We start from the raw sequence: 23609 nt of genomic DNA, 5'->3' as shown, positions 1-23609 counted from the left end.
GCCGGCGGGGCCGGCGGGGTCGGCGGGGCCTGCGGGGACGGCGGGGACGGTGGGGCCGGCGGGGACGGCGGGGCTGGCGGGGACGGCCGGGCTGGCCGCGCTGGCCGAGCGCGTCGACCTCGTCCCGGCTGCCGGCGACGCACTCGACGGCACACTGCTGCTGGGCGAGATCCACCGGCCGCACGTGATCCGGCTGGCGGCGAGCCCGGCCCCCTGCACCGCGCCCGCCCGCAACCGGCTCGACCGGCTGGCCACCGAGGCGGCCCGGCCCGACCTGGACGACCTGGACGCGCGGCCGATAGCCGGCATCGTCGAACTGCTGGTCGCCGCCGAAGGTGCGGCGCACGGCGCGGTGCTGGCCGCCGTTCCGCGGATCACCGCCGCGGCCGAAGCCATCGCCGCGCGGCTGGCGCACGGCGGACGGCTGTTCTACGCCGGAGCGGGAACCCCCGGGCGACTCGGTGTGCTCGATGCCGCCGAGTGTGGGCCGACGTTCGGCACCGAGCTGGTGCGCGGCGTGATCGCCGGCGGGCCGGCCGCCCTGACCCAGGCGGTCGACGGCGCCGAAGACACCTTCAACCCGGCGGACCTGGCCGGCCTCACCGCCGCCGACGCGCTGGTCGGCATCACCGCATCCGGCCGCACACCGTATGTGCTCGGTGCGCTCGAACATGCCCGCGCCGCGGGTGCGCTGAGCGTCGCGATCGTCAACAACGCCCGCAGCGAGGCGGCCGCCGACATCGTCGTCGAACTGCTGACCGGGCCGGAGGTGCTGGCCGGCTCGACCCGGCTGACCGCCGGGACGTCCCAGAAAGTCGTGCTCAACGCGCTGTCGACGAGCGTGATGATCGCCCTCGGTAAGGCCTACGGACCGCGGATGGTCGACGTGCGGGCAACCAACGCCAAACTGCGCCGCCGCTCGGTGCGGATGGTGAGTGAGGCCGCGAGGGTCGACGAGGACACCGCGGCCACCGCGCTCACCGCGGCGGACGGTCACGTCAAGACCGCCATCGTCGCCCTGCTGGCCGGGGTCGACGCGGTGGCGGCCCGCGCCCGGCTCGAAGCGGTGCACGGGCATGTGCGGGAAGCACTGGCCACCTCGTGACGGTAGGTGCCGGCCCGCTTGACAAGGCCCCCGGCCGCATCCAGCATCGTGGCGTGGGCGGGTCGATCCGAACGGTCGGTGTCGCCGCAACCGCGGTGCTCACCCTTGTTGCGGGGTGCTCGCGCGGCCGCGCTGACCAGTCGGAGGGCGGCGGCCCCCTGGTCGTGCGGGCCCCGGTGACCAGGACCATCCGGGCCGCACCCGCGCTGGTGTCCGCGCCGCTGCCCGAGTTGCCCGACGCCGCGACTTCCCCGGCGTTCACCCGAATCTCCGCCCTGATCAACGCCGCCATCTCCGCCGAGCAGCTGCCGGGCGCGGTGGTGATGATCGGGCGCGGCGGCCAGGTCGTCTTCCGGCACGCCTACGGCGCCCGCAAGCTCGCCGGGGAATCCGGGCTGGACGGATCGCCCGCCCCGGCGGAGCCGATGACCGAGGACACCATCTTCGACCTGGCGTCGCTGACCAAGGTCCTGGCGACGACGCCCGTCGTCATGCAGCTCTACGAGCAGGGCAAGATCCGGCTCGACGACCCGGTCCAGCGGTATCTGCCCGGCTTCAACCCGACCGGCGATCCGGTGCGCGCGCAGGTCACCGTCCGCATGCTGTTGACGCACACCTCCGGCGAAGCCGGGGACGTCGACATGCGGGACACCTGGGGGCTGGCCAGCCCCGACAAAGTCGAAGGAATTCGCCTGGCGCTGTCCGCGCCGCTGGCGGCGGCGCCCGGCACGGTCTTCCGGTACTCCGACATCAACTTCCTGCTGCTGGGGTTCATGGCGGAGCGGATAACCGGCCAGCCCCTCGACACCCTCGCCGAGCAACACGTGTTCGGGCCGCTGCGCATGGCCGACACCCGTTTTTTGCCCCTGGCCAAGGCGTGCGGGCCGCACCGGGACAGGGGAGCCGCAATCGTCTGGGCGCAGACCCCGCACCGCCGGGCGCCGGCGGTCTGCCCGGCTGGAACCTGGAGCACCGCGCTGCTGCCGAAGATCGCACCGACCGCCCTCGACGAGGAGGGCAGGGACCATCCGCGCGCCAATCCCGATCTCGATCATCTGCTGCGGGGCACCGTGCACGACATGTCGACCCGCCGGATGGGCGGGGTGAGCGGGCACGCCGGGGTGTTCTCCACGGCGCACGACGTCAGCCTCTATGCCCAAGCCCTGCTCGACCGGCTCGCCGGGCGGCCGAGCAGGTTTCCGCTGGAACGGTCGACCCTGGAACTGATGACGACTCCGCAGCAGCCCGGGCATACTGCCGGGCAGGTCGACGCCGCCAACGTCGCCGCCCGGCAGCATATGGCCAAGAAGCCGGAAGCAGCCGATGTGCTGCTCGCCCGGCACTATCCGGCGGTCTGGGGGCAGAACCTGCGCGGTCTGGGCTGGGACATCGACACCGGCCTGTCCACGGCGCGGGGCACGATTTTTCCGATCGGCAGCTTCGGCCACACCGGTTTCACCGGCACCTCGGTGTGGATTGATCCGGCCTCGGACAGCTACGTCGTGGTGTTGTCGAACTCGATCCACACCCGGGGCAGCCCTCCGATGACGAACCTGCGCGGTGAGGTGGCCACGGCGGCGGCCCGGGCGCTGGGGCTGTGAGACTTCGGGCGGGTGCGCGGGTCAGGGTCGTTCGAAGTGCTGGTAGTCGATGGGGTTGTGCCAGGAGCCGCCCCAGCGCCAGCCCAGGTCGGTGAAGACGCCGATGGCGGGATCGTCGGTGTGTAGGAGCCCCGGGTCGACACGGCTGCGGTCCAGATACGGTGTGCCGGTCCGCGGCTCGACGTAGCCGCTGGCGTAGACGCAGGGATTGACCAGCGGGTTGAGGTCGACGGCGCGACCGTAGGCGTGCAGAGACCAATTGTCGGATCCCGGTATGCCTCGGCAGTTGAACGCCGAAGTGTTGTTGTCTTGCATGGACAACTCGTCCTCGGCGCCGGGGTAGTCGGCGGCCGGACGGATCTTCGCGATCGGAAAACCCAGCCGGTAGAGCCGGTCGAAGATCGCCACGATGTCGGCCACCGCTTCTTCGTGCACGATCAGCAGCCCACGATGGGTCTGCCCGTCGGTACCGAGGTGCTCGACATGGACCCGGCGCAGCAGTCGAGGACCGACCGGGCAGCCTGGGTGCCAGCTGGCGCCGAGGTCGGCGGCGGTGATCGGTTCGACTGTGCCCGCGGCGGGTGCGGGTGGGGCGCCGGGCGGTGCGCTGGTGGATCTGGTGGTAGCCGGTGCGCTGGTGGCCGGTGCGGGTATGCCGCCGGTCGGCGGGGTTGACGCATCGGGGGGCCCGGCGCACCCCACCAGCACGACGCCGGCGGCCAGCAGCACCGCCACCCTGGCGCCCCGTTGCCGCAAGTGTCTCGATACTGTCACCGCCGCTGCCCCATGTGCTGATCTTGCCCGCCGGCCGGGCCGGTCGCGACGGCAACCGTAATACACATCAAGGTGTACCGTGGTGTTGTGTCGCGGACCAACATTGAGATCGACGACGAACTGGTGGCCGCGGCGCAGCGAATGTACCGGCTGGAGTCCAAGCGGAGTGCCGTTGACTTCGCGCTCCGGCGGCTGGTCGGTGAGCCGTTGGGGCTCGACGAGGCGCTGGCCCTGCAGGGCAGCGGTTTCGATTTCACCAATGACCAGATCGAGTCGTTTTCCGACGCGGACCAGCGGACGAGCGGACCCACCGACCAGCGGACCCGTCCTGGATGATCGTCGACACATCGGTCTGGATCGAATTTCTGTCGACCTCCGAGTCGCCTGCCGGCCACTGGCTGGCCGATCGAATTGCCGCCGGCGCGCCGGTGATCGTCCCCGACGTCGTCCTGATGGAGCTGCTGATCGGCACCGCCGACGAGGCCACGGCGGCTCTGCGGCGCCGACTGTTGCAGCGGTTCGCCATCCTGCCCGGCGCCCCGGTTCGCGACGCGGAAGACGCGGCCGCGATCCACCGGCGCTGCCGCCGCGGGGGTGACACCGTCCGCAGCCTGATCGATTGCCAGGTAGCCGCGATGGCGCTGCGGATCGGGGTCGCGGTGGCACACCGGGACCGCGACTACGAGGTGATTCGCACGCACTGCGGACTGCGGACCGAACCGCTGTTCTGAGGTGGTTCCGGGTTTTCCCGCTTGGCCCGGCCGGGCCGGGCTGGGCCGGCCCGCCCGCACCGCCGGGAACCGTCCGTCGGCGATGGGCGACTATAGAGACGTGTACTGCGAGGTGGCCCGCGAAGCGCTGTCGGCGCGGATCGACGGTGAGCGCGAGCCGGTGCCCGCCGCGCGGGTCGACGAGCACCTCGAGGGGTGTGCTGCCTGCCGGGACTGGTACGAGCAGGCGAGCGCCCAGGCGCGCGAGCTGCGCGAGTTACTGCGGTCGCGGCCGGTCATCGCGCCGATGGCACCGCCGCTGCGCGGGGAGCCGCCCCCGCGCCGCCGGCCGCGTTTCACCTGGCAGCGGTGGGCGCTGCTGTGCGTGGGCGTTTCGCAGATCGCCCTGGCGGTCGCGCAGGGGCTCGGCCTCGACCTGGGGCTGGCGCCTGCCGCCGGCACGGGTTCCGGGCACCATCTGCTCCATGAGTCCACCGCCTGGTCGGTCGCTCTCGGGGTGATCATGGTGGTGGCGGCGGTGCGGCCGACTGCCGCCGCAGGCCTCGCCGGGGTGCTGACGGTCTTCGTCGGCGTTCTGGCGGTCTATGTCGTTGCCGACGCCATTTCGGGTGCCGTCACCGCGGCCCGGATATTCACCCACGTCCCGGTGGTCCTCGGAGCGGTGCTGGCGACCCTGGTGTGGCGGACTGACGGCACCCCGTCGCCGGAGCCGGACAGTCTTGCCGACGAGCCGGATATCGCGTTGCCGCCCAACGCATCTCGTGGTCGTCGGCGCGGTCATCTGTGGCCGACCGACGGTTCGGCGGCTTAGCGGCATGGGGGTCGGTATCGCTTTGGGCGGGCCGAACCTTGGCGGTTGATCCTGCATCCAGGGCGGCGACACGCCGACGATCAGCGCCCTGAGCGCAGGATCAACTCAACTGCTCCGCCCCGCCCGCAGCGTTACCGGCACACGTTCCTAGCGGGTGTCCGGCGTCCGGCGCCCGGCCGGGCCGCTATCCGGCGGAGTCGCGTTCGGTGGCGGCGCGCAGCAGGTCGCCGCGGGCGCGCGCCACCCGCGAGCGGATGGTGCCCACCGGGCACCCGCCGACCTCGGCCGCCTCGGCGTAGGACAGGCCCAGCACCTGGGTCAGCACGAAGGCCTCCCGGCGCCCGGCGTCCAGCGAGTCGAGCAGCATCCGGATCTCCACGATGTTTTCGATCCGGCTCGCCTGCCGGCCCCGCGGCGCGACGTCATCGAGGTCGGCCAGATGCGTGGTGCGCGGCCGGCTCCTGTCGTGCCGAATCTGGTCGGCGACCACGCGGCGCGCGATCGACAGCAGCCAGGTGCGGGCGCTGGAACGGCCGGCGAAGCGCGGCAGCGAACGGATCGCCCGCAGGAACGTCTCCTGGGTGAGGTCGTCGGCGCTGGCGGGATCTGCCAGATAGGCCACCGTCCGCCACACGTCGCGCTGGGTGGCCGCGATGAATTGAGACAGCGCGGCCCGGTCTCCGCGTCCCGCGGCCTTGGCAAGCAGGGTGGTCTGGTCGTCGTCACCGGTAGCCACGGATACTGAGGGTAGGCCATGATCGGCGGGAACTTAACACCAGCCCGCGACGACTTATCTACGGTGAGTCTGGGAACGGAGCCGCCGATGGTAGGAGGTGGACCGGCCGTGTCGTCACTGTCGTCACTGTCGCCACTGTCGCCAGTGTCGCCAGTGTCGCCAGTGTCGCCTGGGGCGCCGATGTCCGGGGGAACCGGCCGGCGGGCCGCGCCCGCATACCGGGTGCAACTGGAGATCAGTGGCATGTCCTGCGGCGCGTGCGCCCGGCGGGTGGAGTCGGCGCTGAACAAGGTCGCCGGGGTGCGCGCCTCGGTGAACTTCGCCACCCGCACAGCCACCATTGACGCCGACGCCAGTGCCGCCAGTGCCGTGGGCAACGCCAGTGCCGCCAGTGCCGCCAGTGCCGCCGGCACCGCCGGTGAGCTCGACGCCGACGCGCTCTGCCAGGTCGTCGAACAAGCCGGCTACCACGCCGAACCGCGCAGCGCCGCAAGCGCATTCGAGGCCGACCCGGACGCCGACAACGCCCGCTACCTGCTGATCCGGCTGGCGGTCGCCGCGGTCCTGTTCGTCCCGCTGGCCCACCTGTCGGTGATGTTCGCCGTCGTTCCCGCCACCCGCTTCACCGGCTGGGAATGGGTGCTCACAGCGCTGGCCCTGCCGGTAGTCACCTGGGCCGCCATGCCCTTCCACCGGGTCGCGATGAACAACCTGCACGCCGGCACCGCCTCCATGGAGACGCTGATCTCGGTCGGAGTCACCGCCGCCACGGTGTGGTCGTTCTACACCGTCTTCGGTGACCGTCGGCCCGCCGGGCACCGGGGTGTCTGGCAGGCGCTGCTGGGCAGCGACGCCATCTATTTCGAGGTGGCCGCCGGCGTCACGGTGTTCGTACTGGCCGGACGCTTCTTCGAGGCCCGCGCGAAATCCAAGACCGGCAGCGCACTGCGGGCACTGGCGGCGCTGAGCGCCAAGGACGTCACCGTGGTGGCATCCGACGGCTCGGAGATGGTGATACCGGTCGACGAACTGCGCGAACAACAGCGTTTCGTGGTCCGGCCCGGCCAGACGTTCGCCGCCGACGGACTCGTGGTCGAGGGCACGGCCGCGGTGGATATGAGCGCGATGACCGGCGAGGCCAAACCGGTACGGGTCACTCCCGGCGCCGGCGTTATCGGCGGTACCTCGGTGCTCGACGGCCGGCTGATCGTGGAAGCGGCCGCGGTGGGCGCCGACACCCAGTTCGCCGGTATGGTGCGCCTGGTCGAGCAGGCCCAAGCCCAGAAGGCCGATGCGCAGCGCATCGCCGACCGGATCTCCGCGGTCTTCGTGCCCTGCGTCCTGATCATCGCCGCGGCGACCACCGCCGGGTGGCTGCTGGCCGGGGGCGGCCTCGACCGGGCATTCTCAGCCGGTCTTGCCGTGCTGGTCATCGCGTGTCCGTGCGCACTGGGGCTGGCGACTCCGACGGCGATGATGGTGGCCTCCGGTCGGGGTGCCCAGCTGGGGATTTTCCTCAAGGGACACGACTGCCTGGAAGCCACCCGCGCCGTCGACACGGTGGTGTTCGACAAGACCGGCACACTCACGACCGGGCACTTGACGGTGAGCGCGGTGATCCCCGCGCCGGGCTGGGATCGCGACGCTGTGCTGGACTTGGCCGCGGCGGTGGAAGCCGCCTCCGAGCACGCCGTCGCACTGGCCATCGTGGCGTGGGTGGCCTCGGCGCGGACGGTGGGGACGGTGGGGACGGCGGGCGCGTCGGGGACGGCAGGAACGACAGGGGACCGGCCGGCCGTCACCGACTTTCGCGCGGTACCGGGACGCGGCGTCAGCGGCACCGTTGCCGGACGAGCGGTGCGGGTCGGCAAACCCTCCTGGATCACCTCGGCGCGCCGGGAACCGACCCTGGTCGCGGCCCGCCGAGACGGCGAATCACGCGGTGAGACAGCGGTGTTCGTCGAGGTCGACGGCCAGGCGTGCGGGTTCATCGCGGTCGCCGACGCGGTCAAGGACTCCGCCGCGGGTGCCGTGGCCGCGTTGCACCGGCGCGGATTGCGGACGGTCCTGCTCACCGGCGACAATGCGGCATCGGCGGCCGCGGTGGCCGCTCGCGCCGGGATCGACGAGGTGATCGCCGATGTGCTGCCCGAGGGCAAGGTCGACGTGATCGAGCAGCTGCGCGACCGCGGACGGGTGGTCGCCATGGTCGGCGACGGCATCAACGACGCGCCCGCGCTGGCGTGTGCCGATCTGGGGATGGCGATCGGGCGGGGTACCGATGTCGCCATCGAGGCCGCCGACATCATCCTGGTGCGCGACGATCTGGAGGTGGTGCCGCTGGCCCTGGATCTGGCGGCGGCGACGATGCGCACCATCCGGACCAACATGGCGTGGGCGTTCGGCTACAACATCGCCGCGATTCCCATCGCCGTCGCCGGGCTGCTCAACCCGCTGGTCGCCGGTGCGGCAATGGCATTCTCGTCGTTCTTCGTGGTGTCAAACAGTCTGCGGTTGCGCAACTTCGGGGCTGCCCACACCGACTGACCTGTGGGACAACAGGTCACGCAGATGCGCCGGCCGCGCGATGATCGGCGGGCCGATGTCCGCGGTGAGTTCGACAGCCGGAAAATCCGTCAGATACTGTGCGTAGGAGCGCGATCCCAGCCGCATCCCCAACCCGAACCAGCCGTCGACCACCGACCACCGGCGCGGATTCTGCCTGGCCCAGGAGCTGGCGTCCAACCGCTTCTTCCAGTCGGCGGCATCGATTTCGGCCAGTCCGTAACCGCCGAGGAACTCCGCATACCCCACCTGCTCGCCGTGCAGGACGGTCATGGCACGTGCCGGCCCACCGGTGCGGGAGGGCAGGCCGCCGAGGATGGCCGTCGCGGCCGCCGAACCGGTGGTGATCTCCTCGGTCAACTCCAGCGAAGGGTAGGCGCCCACCGCGATACAGGAATCCGCCACCGACACGAAAACGTCGGCCGAGCCGGGAATCTGGTGGGGCTCGCCGAGAACGCGGGGCAGACGCACGATGGTGAACCCCGCCGGGGACGCGGCCACGATCAGCTCCGCCATCGATTTGGAGGCCGCATAGGGATACGGGGCGCACCGGGGGTCGATGACCCGCAGCGCGGTCACCTCGGAGCCGACGACGAAGCTGGACAGGTGCACCAGGTGGCTGCCGTACCGGGCACAGGCCCCGACGATGGTTGCTACGAGTTCTACGTTGGCCCGGCGAAGTTGGCGGTAAGGCACCAGCACATCGGTGGTGCCGATGCAGTTCACCACGGTCGTTGCGCGGGTGTCGCGGATGAGCGCGTCGAGTCCGGTGTCGTCGAACCCCGGAGGTAGCTGGACGATTCGCACACCCGCGGTGCGGCGCAGTGACTGCCACGGTTGGGTCCGGGGCAGCGGGGATCTGGTGGCCAGGACGACTTCGCGGTCGGCGGCCGGAGCTGGGCCGGCGGTCGCGTCGCGGCAGGCGTCCTGGAGGGCACGGGCGAATCCGGTGCCCAGAATCCCCGAGGCACCCAGGATCAGCAGTGTGCCGTCCACCCGGGTGGGCCCGGATGCGGCGGGCTGGTGGTGGCCCGTCAGCGATTCCAGATCGTGCCGGATCTCGGCAACTGTCCGGGCGTCCAGCCGGCTTTGCGCATCCGTCGGGTCGGGATCGCGGCCGACGTCGGCGATCAAGTTGGCGGCGCCGTCCGCGCTGATCAGATCCAGTATCGAAAGGTGCTCCCGGTCAAGATATTTGCGGGTATCGGGCAGGATGCGGATCAGGTCCACCGAGCCGATGCCCTCGTCCAGCAGCGACGAATCCGGACGGAGTACGCGGCCGAGGATGCGGCTCCAGATTTCGGCGAGGCCGGTCGCCAGGCCGTCGTTCTCGGCGGTGGCGGTGACCGCGGTGGCACTGGTGTCGTCCGGTGCCGTGGCCGTGGCCGGTGCCGTGGCCGTGGTCGTGGCCGCGGGCATCTGGTGCAGCCGGTCGCCGTCGACTTTGCCATTGGGTTTGCGGGGGATGCTGCGCGCGCTGGTAACCGAAAACGACGGTACGGCGCAGCCGGCGAGAATTGCTCCGATGCGCGCAGCCGCCGCCGGGTCGGAACCGGTGTCGCGGGTCCGGGCGGTCTGGAACCATACCCTCAGACATCCCTGGTGGGCCGCGACGGCCACATCGCGTACGGCCGCGTCTTGCGCGATGCGGGCGGTCACCTCGGCGGTATCGACCCGCTTGCCGGCGATCTTGACAACGGCGTCGCGCCGGCCGGCGAATACCGGGAAGCCGTGGGAGTCAAGAGTTGTCCGGTCGGCTGTGGCGAAGGCCCGCAGTCGCGAACCGTCGGCGGCGACGACGGTGCCGAAGGCACTTCCGTCGAGTCCTACATATCCCGTCGACACCAGGTCCCCGACGATGACAACCTCGCCGAAGGCGGTGAACACGGTATCGGAGACGATCGGCCGCCCCACCCTGCGGTGGGCCTCGCCGGCGGCGCCGGTTTCGGTGACCGGGACCGTGGTGGCGACAACCGTCGCCTCGGTCGGCCCGTAGCTGGAAATCAGCGAAACATGCTGCGATGTCGCCGATTGCAGCCATTTGTCGACCGCACCGGGCCGGATCGGTTCGCCGCCGATGACGATCTGGCGAAGGTGGCTGCGGTGCAGCTTCTCTAGGACGTCGCGGTCATCGCACCACAGCTGCCACACCGCGGTCGGCAGGTCGAGCACCGTGGCCTGTGCGGTGACGGCATCGGCGGCCACCGATGTCACATCGCGTGCCTTCAGGGCCGGGGAGCGCACCAGCGCCGACCCGCTGAAGGCGGCGCCGAAAATCTCTTCCACACTGATATCCGATGTCAGCGGGGCACACTGCAGGATCCGGTCGTGCGGGCCCCAGCGGTAAGTGCGCACGGCCGCCGCGCAGAACAGCGCGAGCGAGCCGTGGGTGACCTCGACCAGCTTCGGCGTTCCGGTCGTTCCCGATGTCGGCATGACGTAGGCCGTACGGGCGGCCAGCCCGGGATCGGCTGCGAGCCCGGCGATCCGGCAGTCGACCGGGCTGCCGTAGCCGTCGTCGGGCTGCCTTGTGAGTGGGACGGTCGCGTCGATCACCCGCGCACCGGGGCCCTGGGTGCCCGCGGTGATGGCCTGCGCGCGCGTCGCCGGCTCGTCGGTGCGCTCGCACACGCTGTAGCCGCAGCCGGCGAGGTGGCAGGCGATCATCAGGTCGACGGCCCGGTCGGTGCCGTCGTCGACGAACACCAGGACCTCGCCGGGCGTCGCACCGATTTCCGCCAGCCGCGCCAGCCACGGGCCCACATAGTGCCGGCGGTTCAGGAAGGCCCGGACCTCGGCCGCCGGGTCGGCGAACCAGGCCGGGGCCGACGAGGCGGGGGCCGCCGGGATTGCCGTGGCGTCGCGGGCGGTGCGGCGGGCGTCGTCGGCGGTGCGGCGGGCGCCGTCGGCGTCGATCCCGAACCATTCGCCGACGGTCATCGCGATCGGGTTGTTCCACAGTGCCGGCATGGCTTCCAGCGCGCCGGCAATGCGCGCGGCGGCAATGCGCGCGGCGGTCTCCGAGTGGGAGTCCTCGGGCGGCAGGTCGGCCCGGTCCCAGATGGCAACCGTCAGGTGGCCGTCGGCGTCGTCCTGCACACACGCCACCGTCGTGCCCTCGACCGGGCCGATGTGCGTGGCCTCCGGCGCCTCGGCGAGCAATTCGCGCAGTGCCGCCGCGCAGGGCTGGCGGACGAAGTTGACCGTCAGGGCCTCGACGTGGGACGTCCGGTTGATCGCCAGGTACATCCGCCGGTACCGCTCCTCGCGAAACCACCGCCGCCGCACCGCTTTCACATAGCCGCGGTCGAGGGCGGTGGCCACGTCGGCCACCGATGCGAACGGCGGGAAACCGAATGTGTGCGCAACCGAGTTCACCAGGCAGGTGGCGACATTGAGATCGGGTTCGCCGAACCGGTTGTCCACCGGGTGAACCACCAGCACTTCGGTGTCCTGCCTCGCGGCGGCATCCACCGCGACGGCTGCCGCGGTCACCAGCGCATGGAGGGGCAGCCTGCTGGATTCGCAGAGCCTTCGCAGCGCGTGGTAGGCATCGCCGCGAATCCGCGCGGAACCTTTCGGGACACCGCGGGCCGCGGTCCCCGGTGCGGGAGTGCGCTCACCCCCGCCGATTCCCCGGCCCCCGGACTGCTCGGTGAGCTCGGCCCGCACAGCCGGGGTGAACCGCCGCAGTGCCTCGTCCACCCTTGCCGCTTCTCGGCCGTGTGCCGCGGCCAGCCGCGCCAAACCGTCTGTGACACTGCGTTCCTCGTTGTCACCACCGTTGGCCAGGTGGCGGGCCAGATCGTCCTCGATGATCGCGGTGGCGCCGCCGTCCAGCAGGATGTGGTGGGCGTGGACGTCCATGCCGGTCACAGCACCCCTCGGGTCGGTCCATACCGTGTAGCGCACCAGTGGGGCGCCCAGGATGCCCGATTCCCACTGGGTGGACAGTTCCCCGGCCGGGTCCTCCGGGGTGTGGCACTCCGAGGTTTGCAGTCGAACCAGGTCGCCGAAGTTCAGTCGCTCCACCAGGTCGGGGTAGTCGTTTTCAGGCGACGAGTCGAGAACGCACAGCTGCACGGGGTTTCCCCGGATGGTTGCCGCCAGCGCCGTCAGGAACCGGACAGGTTCGAGCGGGTGAAACCGGTAGCGTTTCCCGATCAGGTACAGCCCCGGATCGCCGTCCTGGCGCGCCCCGTTGTAGATGTTGCGCTGGGACCGGCTCAACTTGATGCGCTGGCGGGTGTGGGAGCCGGGCGTGCTCACCGCGAGTCCGCCAGGCCGGTAAGGGTCAACTCCCGCACCCAACCGGCAATCGACAAGTCCGCCGCCAGCCGGTTCGGCAATTCGGATTCGCGGTCCACGCCAAGCTGTTTCATCAGCAGGACGAACCGCACCGAATCCAGGCCCAGGTCGCGTAGGTCGGTGTCGTCGCCGTCGAACAGGTCCGCCTCGTCGATGTACAGCACCTCGCAGACGGCGGCCAGGATGCGGTCGCGTCGCCGTTCAGCCACCGGGCGTCGCCCCCCGCCCCGCCGGCCGGGCAGCCTGAGCCGCGTGCGACGCCAACGATGCGCGCATCACCTTGCCCGACGCCGTCCGCGGGATATCGGTGACCAGCACGATTTTCGACGGGCGTGCCATCGACTCCGATTCCCGACGGTAGCGAGCGGCAATGGCCTGCTTGAGGTTTCGCTGCCTCGACTCGTCAAGGTCGGTCGACGCGACGACGGCCAGGCCCACCAGGGCGCCGAACTCGGCATCGGGGATCTCGAAGCACGCGGCTTCCCGCACGCCCGGCACACCGCGGGCGATCCGGTCCACCTCGTCGGGTGCGACGTTCACCCCTGCGCAGATGATCATCTCCGAGGAGCGCCCTTTGATGTAGAAGAAGCCGTCCTCGCGGCGTTCGAGCAGGTCTCCGGTGTTCACCCAGCCGTCGCTGAGCACCTCGGCGGTGCGGTCCGGACTGTTCCAGTAACCCAGCATGTTTGCCGGCGATTTGATCCACAGTGTGCCGAAGGATGCGGAGTCGCCGGCGCCGGGGTTGTCGCCGTCGGCGGCCAGGTACACCTCGACGCCGGGATAGGGCCGGCCCACCGCGCCCGATTCGATCCTGGCGATCGACCCTTCGCCGGTCGGCAGGCACAGCGCCGTGCACCCGGTCTCGCTCAGGCCGTAGACCTGTGCCGTTCGCACCCCCAGCGACTCGACGAACGCCACGTCGGCCGCAATGGCCCGCGACCCGCCGTAGCCGAGCAGTCGCAGCGACGGCAGCTGGGCGCCAGTGGTTTTCATCTCCGAGATGAGCTTGGCGAGCAGGGTGGGTACCAGGCAGGTCGACCCGACCGCGTTGATGCTCAGGATCTCCAGCAGCGACGCGGTGTTCTCGCCGCCGGTGATGCACAGCCCGCCGCGCATCAGACACGTCAGGATCCACCACAGGCCGCCGACGTGGGTGGCCGGCAGCGGGGAGTAGGTGGTCTCGCCGTCGACCCAGGTGATCCAGTCCAGACGCTCGGTGCCCAGGATGTCGGGGATGGCGTAGAAGGTGCGGTTGGCCAGCAGCACCGCCTTCGGTTCGCCGGTCGTACCGCTGGTGAAGATCATCGCCAGCGGGTCCTCGGGGCCGGCGTCGACGCTTGCGGCGGGCGGTGTGGGATCGGATTGTGCTGTGCGGCAATCGATTGTGACCCACACCTCGGGCAGGTGATCGGGGAGTTGCGCGGATCCGGCAGCGGCTCCCGGCGTGCGCAGGACGGCTACCGGTTCGGTGATCTGGGCGAACCGCGCAATGGTGGCCGCCGGCAGGCCGGCATCCACCATCACCGCGATGGCGCCGAGTTTCGCGCACGCCAGCACCGCCAGGTAGGTTTCGGGTCCGTTGTCGGACACGACCAGAACGCGGGATCCCTTGGTCACCCCCTTCGCACCCAGGGAGCCGGCAAGCCGATCCGCCGCGGCGCACAGTTCCCGGTAGCGCAACACGCTCGAACCGTCGACCCGGCGCAGCGCGATCGCGTCGGGGCGTTGCCGCGCCTGGTCTTGGATGCGTCGCAGCACGGTGGGCGCAAAGGGGGACATGATGATCGGCTTTCGCGGGTGCGGTGGTCAGGGAATGTTGAAGGCGGCGAGTTCGACCTCGGCGGACGCCGAGCCGCCGTTGTCGTCCCAGAACTCGATGGCACAGGGGATCGACAGATAGCGCCAGCTGCGTTCGACCACCTGAAAGTCCCTGCACAGCAGGCGTGCGGAGAAGCTGCGGGCGTCGAGGAGTCTGCGGAACCGTGTTTCCGCCCGCTTGATCAGCATGCTGGACAGCTGCAGACGGCAGTAGTCGTCGATGGACCAGCCGCGCAGCGCGGCGATCTCCCCGTTGTCCACCGCCGGAGCGAAGGCACTATAGGCGAGCTGGTTGAAACACAGCATCGACTCGACGGCATTGAAGTGCCCGGTGCTGCGGATGTATGCGGATTCGTCGATGGTGAAATTCCCGTACGCCAGCACCGAGCCTTCGGTCGCCCGGTAGCGGGCATCGAGCAGGTAGCGGCATCCCTTGTGGGCGTAGGGTTCCAGCACCCTGGCGAGCAGGTCCTCGCAGATCGGGGTTGTCACCTCCGAGTCCTGCCCGGCTTCCGGCCCGGCAGCCGCCAGGCTCGCTGCGACGGGCTTCACCTCGACGCCGGTCATGCCGCGTACCCCGGTGTCGGCAGGCCGTCCAGCATGGTCAGCCGATGGGTGGTCAGGGTGCCGGCGGCGGTGCCGTGTTTGGCCCTATGCATGAGAACTCTGTTGTCCCACAACACAATATCTCCTACCTCGTAGTGCTGGGTGTGGATGAACGGCGATGTGAATTCCGGGTCCAGCTGCCCGGTGGCCGCCATCAAGCGCCGCAACACCGCCGGATCGAGGGTGTTGCCGTGGCGGTCCTCGATCTTGGTGGTGCCCGATGCGCAGATGTAGAGGATCTCCGCGCCGGTCCGGGGGTGGCGGATGATCGTCGGCCATTTGATCGGCGGGGTGGTCCGGCTGATCTCGGCCCAGACTTCGCCGATGGGCCGGTACACATCGGTCGGGCGAATCTTGATGTGACGCCGCGGATCATGGGTGCTGACCGTCCCGCGGACCGGATCCTGTTCGGCGGCCGGCAATGACTGCCAGACCCGGTTCAAATCGATGAAGTAGGTCCCGCGGTCTTCGCCGGGCACGGCGAGCGGCACCACCATGGAGAACGCGAACGGCTCGGGCATGAACATGTAGTCGATGTGCCAGAACGCCCCGGTCTTCGGCACGCCCCGGCCCTGTTCAGTCGACGAGACGAAGATCTCCCGATGGCGTTCATGGTGGTACATCGGCTCGTAGTAGGGGACGATCCGGCCGACTATCCGGCCGAGCCGGAGGAACTGTTCCGGGGTCGGGTGGACGTCCTTGAGAACGACAAGCTTGTGCTCGTAGACGATCTCACGGATCTCCTCGGTGGTGATGCCGTCGAGGTGCTCGGGGTCGATACCGGTGATCAGCGCCCCGAGGCCCTGGCCTTTCACGTTGAGCGCCATGGGGTCTCCTGTCCTTGGTCGGGGGGTTCCCAGGAGGCGGGTATCAGCGGAACGCTGGGGGACGCAGCCTGCGAGGGCAGTTCGGTGAATCCGGCGGCACCGGTACCGTGCCGGGTTGCGGTGCCCGAAAATCCCAGCGGACCCGCACCCCGGGAGCCTGCGGCAGCGGAGTCGGGTCCGGGGTGCGCCGGGGTGTCGTCACCGCCGACCGGGGTGGAGTCGAATCCGGCGTCAGCGTCGAGAAATTCATCGCGATAGCCGCGTATCCCGGCTTCCCGGCGGGGCTTTCGCCGGGTCCGGGCTGAGGCCCGGGCAGGTGTTGCCGTTGAGGCGGCCGGGATGGCGGCCCGGGCAGCGGCGGCGGACTTCAGGTCCGAGCTCGGGCCCGAACCGACGCCGGGCGGCGGCCAAATCCCCACCGCATAGCCGAATCCGGAAGCGGGTGCGGCGGCCCCGGCGGGGGCGGGCACGCCGGGGGCGGGATCGACGGCGGTCACACCACCCGCGGGCGTTGCCGCCGCGGTGGGCGTCGCCACCATGGCCGCATCCGGACCGTACCGGCGGCGGGCGTCCGGCTGGGGCGCACCGCCGGGAGCCGGCTGGCCCGGTGTCGCCGGCAGCCGGGCCGGTGCCGTCGTCAACGGATCCGACAGGGTGCCCAGAGCGCCCAGGGCACTGAGGGCGGGTGTGAACAACGGAAGCAGCAGCAGCGAATACGAGGCGTAGTACGGATACCAGAGCACGTCGTAGAGGACCAGCGCGATACCGGCAAGCGCGACGGCGGCTGCGGGGCTGAATCCGGATTGTCCGAAGAACTGCAGAAAATAGCGGTACGGATCAGCCATGAAATCGGCGATGTCCGTCACCAGCCGGCCCATCGACGTCGCGGCGTCGGGCTGGGCACTTTCGGCGCAGGCCGCGACGATCGGCGGAGCGGTCGCGGTGGCGGGCACCGCCGCGGCCGCCGCGGCGGCGGTCAGCTGATAGGCGGTCATGGTGTCGGCGGCCTGAATCCACATGCGCACGTACTCGGCTTCGGTGGCGGCAAGGGCAATGGTGTTGATACCGAAGAAGTTGGTGGCCGTCAGCGCCGCGTGCAGGGCGTGATTCGCGGCGAGTTCGGCCATCGTGGGCATGGCGGCAACGGCGGCGACGTAGGCGGCGGCGGCCGCCTCGTGCTGCACGGCGGTGGTGGCACTGCGCGCCGAGGCCCCGTCGAGCCAGGCCAGGTACGGGGCATGGGCCGTCGCGTACCGTGCCGCGGCCGGCCCGTGCCAGGCTCCGGCCGCCACCCCGGCCGTCACCCCGGCCAGCACCCCGCGCAACTCGACCGCAGCACTGCTGTAGTGCGCGCTGAGCCGCTGCCATGCCGCAGCCGCCGCGAACAGGTGTCCGGGACCCGGGCCGCTGCTCAGCAGGGTGGAATGGACTTCAGGGGGCAGGGCCATCCATACCGCGGTCAGGTCTCACCTCCTTGGGCGCGGGCCGGCCGGTGGCCGGGCTACTGCCAGATAGTCGGTCCGCGCGGGCGGAAAGTTCCCGGCCGGTGGCGGGCTATCTATAGTTCAGCCATGCCCGCCGTCGATGCCCGCCATCTGCGCGGCGTCTCCGAAACCGCACTGCTGACACTGCATCAGCGCGCAACCGAGGCCGCCCGGCCCGACGGCATCATCGACGACCCCGTGGCGATAGCCCTGCACTCCGCACTGGACTACGACTACGAGCATTTCGGACGCACCCACCAGGCCACCGCATGGCGGGCACTGATCTTCGACGAAGCCACCCGGGCCTATCTTGCGACCCGTCCGCGGGCCACCGTGGTTGCCCTCGCCGAGGGGCTCCAGACCAGCTTCTGGCGGGTCGACAACGGCGAGCTGACCTGGATTTCGCTGGACCTGGAGCCCGTCATCGCCTTGCGCAGGCAGCTACTCCCGACGCCGGACCGGTTGGGCCACCTCGCGTGCTCGGCGCTGGACTTCTCCTGGATGGATCGGGTGGACGTCACCGAGGGCGTGCTGGTCACCGCCGAAGGGCTGCTGCAATACCTTGACCGCGGTTCGGTGTTCGAGCTGATCGCGGCCTGCGCCAACCGATTTCCCGGCGGCCGGCTGGTATTCGACAGCGTCCCACCGATGTTGAGCGCCTACTCGCGGCGACGGCGGGGGATCAAACTCAGCCCGCACTACACCGCGCCGCCGATGCCGTTCTCGTTCACCGCCGCCCAGTACGACGAACTACTGGCCGTCGCCGGCGTCCGCACGGTGCACGAACTGTCTCCGCCGCCGGTCCGGGGCGCGCTGCTGCGCCCGGCTACGGCGCTGTGGTACCGGATGCCGGCGCTGGCGCGGTACCGGGCGGCGCACACCGTCGTCGAATTCGGTTGAACGGCAGCGTATCAGGCGGCCCGGTCAGTTTCCGGCTTCGATCGCGGCGACCCGCGCGGCGCCGGCGGGCCCGCAGAGCAGTCGCATGTTCACCCCGCCATTGTCGAGCAGTGCGTCGATGCGGCGCTTGAGGTCACCGGAGGCAACATGGGAGTAGAGATTCATACCGGGGCAGGACGTTTGGGCGAAATCCCGGTGGCCGGCCAGGGTGCCGCTGTCGATGCCGTATCTGTTGGCGGCCCACGCGAACGCCAGGGCGGTCCCGGCCAGCTGGGCCTCGGTGATGGCTTCCTTGTCGAAATCGCCCTCGCAGATGATCAGGAAATGTCCGGTGGTATCGTAGTCGGTTGCGGTATCGCCGGCGATGGCGGGGTCGCGGAGCTGGTAGATGTTGCCGTTGCGGTCGACTCCGAGGTGGTAGGCGATGTCGATCCAACCCAGGCTGTCCTGGTGGTAGCGCTGGTCCTGACGGAACCGGTTCGGAGCGTTGCTGTTGTCGCCCAGCACGATGCCCGCGTGGTGCAGGGTCAACCGGTTGGGGGTGTGGCGACGCCCGCCCGCGCGAGGAGGCCGGGCTCCCCAGGCTTCCCGGCAGAGCATGACCGCCGGCGTTGCAGCCGTCCCGGGCGCCGCTGCGGTGCGAGCGGTGCAGGCCGCCGTCGTCGCCGTCAGGCCCAGCGTTGTGGCCAGCGCAAACAGCTGCCGGCGGCTGACGGGGACCGGGGATCGTCCCGGCCGCGCACCTGACGGTACGTCCATGTCGCCAATGTATTGCACCCGAGCAGGTTACTTCTTCGACACGATCGCGCCACATTCCTGGCTGCCGACACCTCAATCGCGCGACCATGGTTACAGCAAACGGGAGGCAGTATTTCGATGCGGATGGGAATCGTCGCCGCGCTGGTCGCCGTCCTCGGCGTGTTCAACCCGCTGGCCGCGCGCGCACACGCCGCGCCGGTGTGCGGGATCAACCTTGCGGCACCGCAGATCGCGGCCGCGGTCAAGTCCCTGCCGGCTCTGCCGCAGAACTCGCCCTGGGACGCCAGTGCGCACAGCTTCGATCCGGGCTCCAATTACAACCCGTGCACCACGCTGTCCACGGTGATCGTCACCGTCGTGGGCGCAACCGGGAGTTCGCCGGATCTGGCGCTGCTGTTCCACAAGGGTGCGTTCGCCGGTGTGGCCACCCTGAAGGCATTCCCGTTCACCAGCGTCAACAAGGCAATGTCCACCGACGACACCGTCGCGCTCGACTACAAGGACGGCAGGCAGGTGTGCACGGCCTGCCCGGGTCCGACCACCACCGTGCGCTACCAATGGCAGGGCAACCGGGTCACGGCGCTGGACGTCGAACCGACGTGGTGACATCCCGCCGAGACTACAGGGATAGATTGACCTCATGCACAATTGCGGCCATCGACGGTTTTCCCGGTTGACCGGGTCGGCATTGATAGGTGTAATGCGCTGCGGCGCACTGATACTGGCGGGGCTTGCGGTAGGCGGTCTGGTTGCCGGCACCGGAGCGTCGCCGCTGCCGGGCCCCGCGAAGTCCCCCGGCGCAGCGGTCGCCCCGGTGGCGACCACCCTCCCCGCGGCGCCCGCGCTGGCCGCCGACCCGGCGGTGCTGGCCCGCAACCTCGTCGCCGACGAACTGGCGCTGCGCAATCCGTCCTCGACCCAGGCCGTGCTACAGGCTGCCGCGCTGCGCGAACAGGCCGCCTATCGCGCCATCGGACGCCATCCCGAATGGGACTCGATCGTCCGACCGATCATCCCGGCGCAACTCACCGGAATCTACGACCTCAACATCGATGCGCGCCACCATCTCACCGCGCTCAACCAGGGTGAAGCCAAACCCACGCTGCCCGCGTGGCGCATCGCAGCCCCGGCGCCGCTGGCGGAGCTGTTCGGCTACTACCGGGCCGCCGAGGCGGCCACCGGTGTCGGCTGGAACTATCTGGCGGCAATCAACATGGTGGAAACCGATTTCGGCCGCATCAACGGTGTGAGCAGCGCCGGGGCGCAGGGACCCATGCAATTCATGCCGTCGACGTTCGCCGCCTACGGCGAAGGCGGCGACATCCATTCCCCGCGCGACGCCATCATGGCGGCCGGCCGCATGCTGGCGGCCAACGGTTTCGCCGGTAGTCCCGACCGCGCCATCTTCAGCTACAACCACTCCGACAACTACGTCGGCGCGGTCAAGGACTACGCCGCCGCGATCGGCAGCGACCAAGCGGCCTTCGCGGCCTACCATCGCTGGGACGTCTACTACCTGACGACCCTGGGCGACGTGCTGCTGCCCATCGGATATTTTGCCCCGCAACGCATTTCGGCAGCAGACTACCTGGCCTCACATCCCCAGTGAGCCGCGGCACCCGCGCCGACCCGACATTGCCGGCGCCAAGCGGAGCCGCCGGGTGAAAGTACACCTGCAAGTCGAAGGTGCGCCCGAGAAGGTGCGCGGCAGTGTGCGCGACCTCGCCGCGCTGGGGGTCGACGGTGTTTTCACCTTCGAAGGGCCCCACGACGTGTTCTTCCCGCTTCTGCTGGCCGCAGAGGAGGGCGGCCTGGAGCTGATGACCAACGTCGCGATCGCCGGTCCGCGCAGTCCACTGCATCTGGCTCATTCCGCCCACGATCTGCAGGTCTACAGCCGCGGCCGGTTCCGGCTCGGACTCGGCTCCCAGATCAGGGTGCATATCGAGAAGCGCTATGGCGGTCAGTGGAGCAGGCCGGCCGCCCGTATGGCCGAGACCGTCGGCGCGATCAAAGCGATCTTCGCTGCGTGGGAGGGTCGCGCACCGCTGAATTTCCGGGGCGAGTTCTTCACTCATACGCTGATGCCCCCCACCTTTAACCCGGGCCCCAACCCCTATGGCCCGCCCCCGGTGCTGATGGGGGCGCTGGGGCCGGTCATGACCCGAACGGCCGCCGAGGTTGCCGACGGCCTGCTGATGATGCCGTTCAACAGTGCGCGCCACCTGGCCGAGCGGACACTGCCGGCCCTTGCCGAAGGGCTGCGGACATCGGGGCGCACCCGGGATGGCTTCGAGGTGATCGCCCAGGCGATGGTGGCCGTCGGCAGCACCGAGCCGCAACTCGCTGCCGCGATCGACGCAGTGGCGACGCTGATCGCGTTCTACGGTTCCACCCCCAACTACCGTCCGGTGCTGGAGGCCGAGGGCTTCGGTGAGCTGCAGCCTCGCCTGAACGCGATGTCCAAGGCGGGCGACTATGCGGGGATGCGCGCGCCGATCACCGAGGAGATGGTGCGCAAGATCGGAGTGGTGGGCACTCCGGCCGAATGTGTCACCGAGATCCAAAACCGTTTTGGCGCAGTGGCATTCGATATCTGCTGCTACTTTCCCGGATATACGCCCAGCACGGGCGACCTCGCCGAACTGGTCGCCGGATTGCACGGCCTGCCGGCCCGCGGCTGACGGCGCGCCGAGTCGACCGCCGCCGTTCAGGCGGTGAATCTGCCCCCGAACGCGCGCAGCGGCAGGTCGGCGCTGGTGATCAGGCCCGGGGGAGCCTCGACGACCGAGGCGATGGCGTTGAGCGCCGGCAGCCCGGTGATGGTCATCCCGATCGAGGCGAAATTGTCGGGGTTGGACAGATCCACGCCGGCCTTGGGGAGGATCATATGCTTGTTGTAGACGCACGGGTCGCCCGTGATCCGGGTGATGTAGCAGCCCTTGATATTCCAGCTCGGCTCGGTGTGCGGGGTCATCTGCCACTCCAGGTGCGTCTCCACCCGCGGTACCCCGCCCGCCATGCCCTGATACTTGATGTAGTTGCCGCCCAGGGAGCCCTTGGGCAGCGTGTACCAGCCGAGGTCGACGTCGGTGGTGCAGGCGCCCAATTCGTAGCCGAAGGTGACCTCGTCGAGGGTGATGTCGAAACAGTCGGCCATCATCAGCACGGCGTCGGCGAAGACGCGGGTGAACCTCTCCAATTTCGACGGGATCGACGGATCGTCGGCGGGCAGGCCGTAGCCGACCTCGATCCAGGTGTCCCTGGAGTGGTGGCAGGACACGTCCACGGACTCGATGGTGGTGACGTTCTCGATGTCGGCCACGCCGGCCGAGCACGCAACCCCCAGGATCTGGTTGAGCCCTGGGTTCATCCCGGTGCCGTAGAACGTCGACCCGCCCTTTTCGCATGCTTCGGTCAGCAGTTGGGTGACCGGTTTGCCGGAGCGGTGCGGGTGGTTGTGGTCGCGGTGCCAGCCGGTGATCCAGTCGGCTGTGGTGACGATGTTGATGCCGGCCTCGAGGACTCTGACGTACAGGTCCTCGTCGGGGAAGACGCCGTGGAAGGTCAGCACATCGGGTTTGGCGGCCAGGATCTCCTCGATGCTGCCGGTCGCGGTGACGCCGTTGGGGGCCAGGCCGGCGAGCTCGCCGGTGTCGCGGCCGATCTTCTCCGGTGAGTAGCAGTGCACGCCGACGAGGTCGAGGTCGTCGCGGGTGCCGATCCGCTTGATCATTTCGCTGCCGACATTGCCGGTGGCGACCTGGAAGACCTTCAGCGTCTTGGCCATCATCGCGCCTTTCCGGAATCGATTGCGCTTACCGCGTGGGCTGTCTCGGCGGGGTCGCTGTCATCGGGGTAGAACTGCTTGGCCCAAGCGCGCAGCGCGGTGAACCCTTCGTATTCGGCGGTGGCCAGGGCGGGCGGATCGGAGTACCGCTGGTGGGACCAGATGTGGATGTCCTGGGTGAACTGCCGGATCACCTCCTCGCCGAACCCGCGGGCCCGGGCTTCGGCGCGCTCGGCCCGTTCGCCGGTGAGGCCGGGAATGCGCCCGATGTAGACCATGAACCGCACGTCGGACGTTCGCTCGTCCACCGGGGTGATGGCCGAGATGGTGCGGTTGTCGATCATTCCCCAGCTTTTGGTGACGGCGACACCGAGGCCGCCGTTGATCGCCTCGACGCCGCTGGTGACGTCGTCGATGCTCTGCTGGTCATCGCCGTCGAAGGTGATGGTGAAGTCCACATAGGACACCGGTGAGTCGAAGTCGTGCCGGGTGAACACCGGCACGATCGGCGTCTTGTGCACATACTTGAAGTGGGCGAAGTCGACGCCGTTCTCCAGCACGTATTGCGGATGCAGTTCCACGGACTGGCGGAACAAGCGTTGCTGGGGGTAGTAGTCGCCGGGGCCGGGGCCGGGGCCGGGGCTGGGGCTGGGGCTGGGGCTGGGGCTGGGGCTGGGGCCGGGGCCGGGGCTGGGGCTGGGGCTGGAGCTGGGGCTCGGGCTGGGGCTGGGGCTCGGGCTGGGGCTGGGGCTGGGGCTGGGGCTGGGGCTCGGGCTGGGGCTGGGGCTGAAGTC

At 69.9% G+C, this 23609-nt stretch carries 20 protein-coding genes and 1 pseudogene; 10 read left to right on the top strand and 11 right to left on the bottom strand.

Going from position 1 to position 23609, the window contains the following annotated elements:
- Positions 1-1105, top strand: a 1105-nt coding sequence (locus tag ACK5M9_RS14980; RefSeq protein ID WP_416893939.1) for an N-acetylmuramic acid 6-phosphate etherase, incomplete at its 5' end; no start/stop codon positions are given.
- Positions 1106-1158: 53 nt separating this feature from the next.
- Entirely contained in the window at positions 1159-2706 is a 1548-nt protein-coding gene (locus ACK5M9_RS14975; RefSeq protein ID WP_416893938.1) for a serine hydrolase domain-containing protein, read from the top strand.
- A gap of 21 nt (positions 2707-2727) precedes the next feature.
- Here the strand turns inward: ACK5M9_RS14975 and ACK5M9_RS14970 are convergent, their stop codons facing one another.
- Positions 2728-3480 carry a M15 family metallopeptidase gene (locus ACK5M9_RS14970; protein ID WP_416893937.1) on the bottom strand — a complete coding sequence of 251 codons (753 nt, stop codon included), beginning with the start codon at positions 3478-3480 and terminating at the stop codon, positions 2728-2730.
- 87 nt (positions 3481-3567) lie between these two features.
- Here ACK5M9_RS14970 and ACK5M9_RS14965 point away from each other — a divergent pair, with 87 nt between their 5' ends.
- The 3 genes from ACK5M9_RS14965 (at position 3568) to ACK5M9_RS14955 (ending at position 5022) form a co-directional block, all read left to right on the top strand.
- Positions 3568-3816, top strand: coding sequence for a type II toxin-antitoxin system VapB family antitoxin (locus tag ACK5M9_RS14965; RefSeq protein WP_416893936.1), 249 nt, complete (start codon positions 3568-3570; stop codon positions 3814-3816).
- Complete coding sequence (locus tag ACK5M9_RS14960) at positions 3813-4211, top strand: PIN domain nuclease (RefSeq protein WP_416893935.1); 399 nt, start codon at positions 3813-3815, stop codon at positions 4209-4211. Before ACK5M9_RS14965 ends, ACK5M9_RS14960 begins: the two co-directional genes overlap by 4 nt.
- 100 nt (positions 4212-4311) lie before the next feature.
- Entirely contained in the window at positions 4312-5022 is a 711-nt protein-coding gene (locus ACK5M9_RS14955; RefSeq protein ID WP_416893940.1) for a zf-HC2 domain-containing protein, read from the top strand.
- Positions 5023-5206: 184 nt separating this feature from the next.
- On the opposite strand, the gene sigC is transcribed toward ACK5M9_RS14955, so the two are convergent.
- The gene (sigC, locus tag ACK5M9_RS14950; RefSeq protein WP_416893934.1) at positions 5207-5758 is read right to left on the bottom strand and encodes an RNA polymerase sigma factor SigC; all 552 of its coding nucleotides are present in this window, start codon (positions 5756-5758) and stop codon (positions 5207-5209) included.
- Positions 5759-5938: 180 nt separating this feature from the next.
- Here sigC and ACK5M9_RS14945 point away from each other — a divergent pair, with 180 nt between their 5' ends.
- Positions 5939-8305: a heavy metal translocating P-type ATPase gene (locus tag ACK5M9_RS14945; protein ID WP_416893933.1), complete on the top strand. Its 2367-nt coding sequence runs from the start codon at positions 5939-5941 to the stop codon at positions 8303-8305.
- Here the strand turns inward: ACK5M9_RS14945 and ACK5M9_RS14940 are convergent.
- Genes ACK5M9_RS14940 through ACK5M9_RS14915 form a run of 6 tightly spaced genes read right to left on the bottom strand, consistent with a single transcriptional unit; the run spans position 8258 to position 17330 of the window.
- The gene (locus ACK5M9_RS14940; protein WP_416893932.1) at positions 8258-12592 is read right to left on the bottom strand and encodes an AMP-binding protein; all 4335 of its coding nucleotides are present in this window, start codon (positions 12590-12592) and stop codon (positions 8258-8260) included. The genes ACK5M9_RS14945 and ACK5M9_RS14940 overlap by 48 nt on opposite strands.
- A complete protein-coding gene (locus ACK5M9_RS14935; protein ID WP_416893931.1) occupies positions 12589-12840 on the bottom strand; it encodes an acyl carrier protein in 252 nt (83 codons plus the stop codon). The genes ACK5M9_RS14940 and ACK5M9_RS14935 overlap by 4 nt, the downstream gene beginning before the upstream one ends.
- Complete coding sequence (gene fadD10, locus ACK5M9_RS14930; RefSeq protein ID WP_416893930.1) at positions 12833-14410, bottom strand: fatty acid--CoA ligase FadD10; 1578 nt, start codon at positions 14408-14410, stop codon at positions 12833-12835. Before fadD10 ends, ACK5M9_RS14935 begins: the two co-directional genes overlap by 8 nt.
- 27 nt (positions 14411-14437) lie before the next feature.
- Positions 14438-15016, bottom strand: a complete 579-nt coding sequence (locus tag ACK5M9_RS14925) for an FcoT family thioesterase (RefSeq protein ID WP_416893929.1) — start codon at positions 15014-15016, stop codon at positions 14438-14440.
- Positions 15013-15882, bottom strand: coding sequence for a TauD/TfdA dioxygenase family protein (locus ACK5M9_RS14920; protein WP_416893928.1), 870 nt, complete (start codon positions 15880-15882; stop codon positions 15013-15015). Before ACK5M9_RS14920 ends, ACK5M9_RS14925 begins: the two co-directional genes overlap by 4 nt.
- Positions 15867-17330 (bottom strand): PPE domain-containing protein, encoded by a 1464-nt coding sequence (locus ACK5M9_RS14915; RefSeq protein WP_416893927.1) that lies wholly within the window; start codon positions 17328-17330, stop codon positions 15867-15869. Before ACK5M9_RS14915 ends, ACK5M9_RS14920 begins: the two co-directional genes overlap by 16 nt.
- Positions 17331-17453: 123 nt before the next feature.
- Between ACK5M9_RS14915 and ACK5M9_RS14910 the strand changes: the two genes are divergently transcribed.
- Positions 17454-18266, top strand: a complete 813-nt coding sequence (locus tag ACK5M9_RS14910) for a class I SAM-dependent methyltransferase (RefSeq protein WP_416893926.1) — start codon at positions 17454-17456, stop codon at positions 18264-18266.
- A 24-nt stretch (positions 18267-18290) separates the two neighbouring features.
- Here the strand turns inward: ACK5M9_RS14910 and ACK5M9_RS14905 are convergent, their stop codons facing one another.
- On the bottom strand, positions 18291-19025 hold the full coding sequence (locus ACK5M9_RS14905; protein WP_416893925.1) for a peptidoglycan recognition family protein: 735 nt from the start codon (positions 19023-19025) through the stop codon (positions 18291-18293).
- 117 nt (positions 19026-19142) lie between these two features.
- Between ACK5M9_RS14905 and ACK5M9_RS14900 the strand changes: the two genes are divergently transcribed.
- The 3 genes from ACK5M9_RS14900 (at position 19143) to ACK5M9_RS14890 (ending at position 21709) form a co-directional block, all read left to right on the top strand.
- Positions 19143-19631, top strand: a complete 489-nt coding sequence (locus tag ACK5M9_RS14900; protein WP_416893924.1) for an LppP/LprE family lipoprotein — start codon at positions 19143-19145, stop codon at positions 19629-19631.
- Positions 19632-19725: 94 nt separating this feature from the next.
- Positions 19726-20634, top strand: a complete 909-nt coding sequence (locus tag ACK5M9_RS14895; RefSeq protein WP_416893923.1) for a transglycosylase SLT domain-containing protein — start codon at positions 19726-19728, stop codon at positions 20632-20634.
- A 52-nt stretch (positions 20635-20686) separates the two neighbouring features.
- Entirely contained in the window at positions 20687-21709 is a 1023-nt protein-coding gene (locus tag ACK5M9_RS14890) for a TIGR03617 family F420-dependent LLM class oxidoreductase (RefSeq protein WP_416893922.1), read from the top strand.
- A 26-nt stretch (positions 21710-21735) separates the two neighbouring features.
- Here the strand turns inward: ACK5M9_RS14890 and ACK5M9_RS14885 are convergent, their stop codons facing one another.
- Together ACK5M9_RS14885 and ACK5M9_RS14880 are read right to left on the bottom strand one after the other, a co-directional pair.
- Positions 21736-22815: a dihydrodipicolinate reductase gene (locus ACK5M9_RS14885; protein ID WP_416893921.1), complete on the bottom strand. Its 1080-nt coding sequence runs from the start codon at positions 22813-22815 to the stop codon at positions 21736-21738.
- Positions 22815-23609 (bottom strand): annotated as a pseudogene (locus tag ACK5M9_RS14880) (hypothetical protein); the annotation flags it as partial. The gene ACK5M9_RS14885 and the pseudogene ACK5M9_RS14880, both read right to left, overlap by 1 nt.

Source organism: Mycobacterium sp. (assembly GCF_047975165.1).
Classification (GTDB): Bacteria; Actinomycetota; Actinomycetes; order Mycobacteriales; family Mycobacteriaceae; genus Mycobacterium.
Note: the sequence above shows the minus strand (reverse complement) of the source record. Positions and strands in the feature narration are given on the sequence as shown.

Excerpts from the sequence above, each read along its gene's own strand:
- fadD10 (WP_416893930.1), bottom strand. The coding sequence starts at position 14,410 with ATGTCCCCCTTTGCGCCCACCGTGCTGCGACGCATCCAAGACCAGGCG.
- ACK5M9_RS14900 (WP_416893924.1), top strand. The coding sequence starts at position 19,143 with ATGCGGATGGGAATCGTCGCCGCGCTGGTCGCCGTCCTCGGCGTGTTC.
- ACK5M9_RS14915 (WP_416893927.1), bottom strand. The coding sequence starts at position 17,330 with ATGGCCCTGCCCCCTGAAGTCCATTCCACCCTGCTGAGCAGCGGCCCG.
- ACK5M9_RS14925 (WP_416893929.1), bottom strand. The coding sequence starts at position 15,016 with ATGACCGGCGTCGAGGTGAAGCCCGTCGCAGCGAGCCTGGCGGCTGCC.
- ACK5M9_RS14895 (WP_416893923.1), top strand. The coding sequence starts at position 19,726 with ATGCGCTGCGGCGCACTGATACTGGCGGGGCTTGCGGTAGGCGGTCTG.
- ACK5M9_RS14910 (WP_416893926.1), top strand. The coding sequence starts at position 17,454 with ATGCCCGCCGTCGATGCCCGCCATCTGCGCGGCGTCTCCGAAACCGCA.
- ACK5M9_RS14920 (WP_416893928.1), bottom strand. The coding sequence starts at position 15,882 with ATGGCGCTCAACGTGAAAGGCCAGGGCCTCGGGGCGCTGATCACCGGT.
- ACK5M9_RS14945 (WP_416893933.1), top strand. The coding sequence starts at position 5,939 with ATGTCCGGGGGAACCGGCCGGCGGGCCGCGCCCGCATACCGGGTGCAA.
- ACK5M9_RS14905 (WP_416893925.1), bottom strand. The coding sequence starts at position 19,025 with ATGGACGTACCGTCAGGTGCGCGGCCGGGACGATCCCCGGTCCCCGTC.
- ACK5M9_RS14885 (WP_416893921.1), bottom strand. The coding sequence starts at position 22,815 with ATGGCCAAGACGCTGAAGGTCTTCCAGGTCGCCACCGGCAATGTCGGC.
- ACK5M9_RS14960 (WP_416893935.1), top strand. The coding sequence starts at position 3,813 with ATGATCGTCGACACATCGGTCTGGATCGAATTTCTGTCGACCTCCGAG.